General features: G+C 67.9%; 2 protein-coding genes. Both read left to right on the plus strand.

Annotated elements, in window-relative coordinates; all coding sequences use genetic code 11:
• Window positions 1-209: 209 nt before the first annotated feature.
• Entirely contained in the window at window positions 210-1,664 is a 1,455-nt protein-coding gene (locus tag D466_RS0115560) for a bifunctional 2-methylcitrate dehydratase/aconitate hydratase (RefSeq protein ID WP_026285346.1), read from the plus strand.
• 141 nt (window positions 1,665-1,805) lie between these two features.
• Window positions 1,806-2,768 carry an IS5 family transposase gene (locus D466_RS0115565; RefSeq protein WP_018913040.1) on the plus strand — a complete coding sequence of 321 codons (963 nt, stop codon included), beginning with the start codon at window positions 1,806-1,808 and terminating at the stop codon, window positions 2,766-2,768.
• The last annotated feature ends 162 nt before the right edge of the window (window positions 2,769-2,930 follow it).

The following is a 2,930-nucleotide window of genomic DNA, read 5'->3' on the forward strand; positions in this document are numbered from 1 at the left end:
CTGCATCAGATTCGAAGGACCAAGGAAATCGAACTGCAACAGCGCGGCTACGTCGTCGACACCTCCTACGAGGATCCCCCGATCCTCGCGTTGCAGCGGTCGACGTGAAGTGCCTCGTCCGCGCGCGGGGCGCAGCCACCGCCCGCCTGCCGCCGCCCGAGAACCAGCGCACCGCCCTGCCCGCACGCGCGCTGAGCGAGAATCCCCGCATGAGCTCCCATCTCCCGCAGGGCCGCCCGGCCCCCGACCCGCTGCTGGTCGATATCGCCGACTACGTGCTCGACCGCACGCAGTTCCTCGGACTGGCGCTGGAGACGGCGCGCCTGTGCCTGATCGACACCCTGGGCTGCGGCCTGCAGGCGCTGGACTACCCCGCCTGCACCAAGCTGCTGGGCCCGGTGGTACCGGGCACCGTCGTGCCCCATGGCGCGAAAGTCCCGGGCACTCCCTATCAGCTCGACCCGGTGAGCGCCGCCTTCAACCTGGGCGCGATGATCCGCTGGCTGGATTTCAACGACACCTGGCTGGCCGCCGAATGGGGACACCCCTCGGACAACCTGGGCGGCATCCTGATGGTGGCCGACTGGCTCAGCCGCTGCGCGGTGGCCGCGGGCAAGCCGCCGCTGATCATGCGCGACGTGCTCAACGCCATGGTGCAGGCGCACGAGATCCAGGGCGTGCTCGCGCTGGAGAATTCCTTCAACCAGGTCGGGCTGGACCACGTGGTGCTAGTCAAGGTGGCCACCACCGCGGTCACCGGGCGCCTGCTGGGCCTGAGCCGCGCGGAGCTGATCGATGCGATCTCGCTGGCCTGGGTGGACGGCCAGGCGCTGCGCACCTACCGGCACGCGCCCAACACCGGGAGCCGCAAGAGCTGGGCCGCCGGCGACGCCACCAGCCGCGGCGTGCGCCTGGCGCTGATCGCCCGCACCGGGGAGATGGGCTGCCCCAGCGCGCTGAGCGCGCCCACCTGGGGCTTCCAGGACGTCAGCTTCGGCGGCAAGGCGCTGCGCCTGGCGCGTCCCCTGGGCAGCTACGTGATGGAAAACGTGCTGTTCAAGCTCAGTTTTCCCGCCGAGTTCCACGGCCAGACCGCGGTGGAGGCGGCGCTGGCGCTGCACGCGCAACTGGCGGCCGCCGGGCGCGGCGCCGCGGACATCGAGCGCGTCACCATTCGCACCCAGGCGGCCTGCCTGCGCATCATCGACAAGCAGGGCCCGCTGCACAACCCGGCCGACCGCGACCACTGCATCCAGTACATGGTCGCGGTGGCCCTGCTGCACGGACGGCTGACGGCGCAGGACTACGAGGACGCGGCAGCCGCCGACCCGCGCATCGACGAGCTGCGCGCGCGCATCGCCTGCGTCGAGGAGCCGCGCTTCACCGCCGACTACCACGACCCCGCCAAGCGCTCCATCGCCAACGGCCTCGGCGTGGTCCTGCGCGACGGCACCACGCTGCCGGAGGTGCTGGTGGAATACCCGGTGGGCCACAAGCGCAGGCGCGCCGAGGGCGAGCCGCTGCTGGAAGCCAAGTTCCGCGCCGGCCTGGCGCGGCGTTTCGCGCAGCGCCAGCAGCAGGCCATCCTGCACGCTTCGCTCGACACCGCGCGCCTGGCCCAGACGCCGGTGCACGAATACGTGGACCTGTACTGCCCGCGCTGAGAAGCCTCGCCGCGATGCCCCGACAACCCCACCATGTGTAATACATCGTTTGGCATTTTGCGCAGCAAGCCCTAGGGATGGTGTTCAAAAATGGCCATTGCGACCCTGGCGGCGGGCAGCGTCCGACAAGACAATGAGGGCATGAAGCAAGCCGACCTCGGGCTGGACCTGACCAGCCGTAAGACCCGCAAGGGCAAGTTCCTCGACGAGATGAATCGCGTGGTGCCGTGGGCGCAGTTGCTTGCGCTGATCGAGCCGCACGCGCCGCGCAAGGAGCGAGGCCGGCCGCCGTTCGGCGCCGAGATGATGCTGCGCATTCACTTCCTGCAGCAGTGGTTTGGCCTGTCGGACATGGCGATGGAAGAGGCTTTGTTCGACGTCCCGCTGTACCGCCAGTTTGCTGGTCTTGGCAGCATGGCGCGACTGCCTGATCGTGTGAGCATCCTGCGCTTTCGGCACCTGTTGGAACAGCACGACCTGGCGCCGAAGATGCTTGAAGCTGTGAACGCGACGTTGGCCGCCAAGGGGCTGATGCTCAAGGAAGGCACGGCGGTCGATGCCTCGCTGATCGCAGCTCCCAGTTCGACGAAGAACAACACCGGCACGCGCGACCCAGAGATGCACCAGACCAAGAAGGGCAACCAGTGGTACTTCGGAATGAAGTGCCACATCGGCGTCGACGCCGACAGTGGCTTGGTGCACACGGTGGTGGGCACATCGGCCAACGTCAATGACGTCACCCAGGCGCACGCGCTGGTACATGGCGAGGAAGCAGATGTCTTCGCCGATGCCGGCTACCAGGGCGTCGAGAAGCGAGACGACACCCAGGACATTCGCACGCGCTGGCATGTCGCGCTGCGCCCCGGGCTGCGCAGGCTGCTTGACGTGACGAGTCCGAAGGATGCCATCGCCGAGGAGATGGAACACGTCAAGGCGCGCATCCGCGCCAAGGTCGAACACCCGTTCCGCGTGATCAAGCGCCAGTTCGGCCACGTCAAGGTGCGCTACCGCGGCCTGGCGAAGAACACCGCACAGCTGCACACGCTGTTCGCGCTGTCCAACCTCTGGATGGCACGGCGACATCTGATGGCGGCGCAGGGATGAGTGCGTCCGCCGTTCGCGAAAACGGCCTCCTGCAGGGTCGAAACGACCGCTGCGGAGCCCATCGCGGCCGGCGCTCCGTGCGAAATCACTGACGGGAATCATCTCGTGGCTTTCATCGTTCCGTTGCCTCGGCGCTCAGCTGATTTTGGACAGCATCCCTAG

This window comes from Thiomonas sp. FB-6, assembly GCF_000377645.1.
Taxonomy (GTDB): domain Bacteria; phylum Pseudomonadota; class Gammaproteobacteria; order Burkholderiales; family Burkholderiaceae_C; genus Thiomonas_A.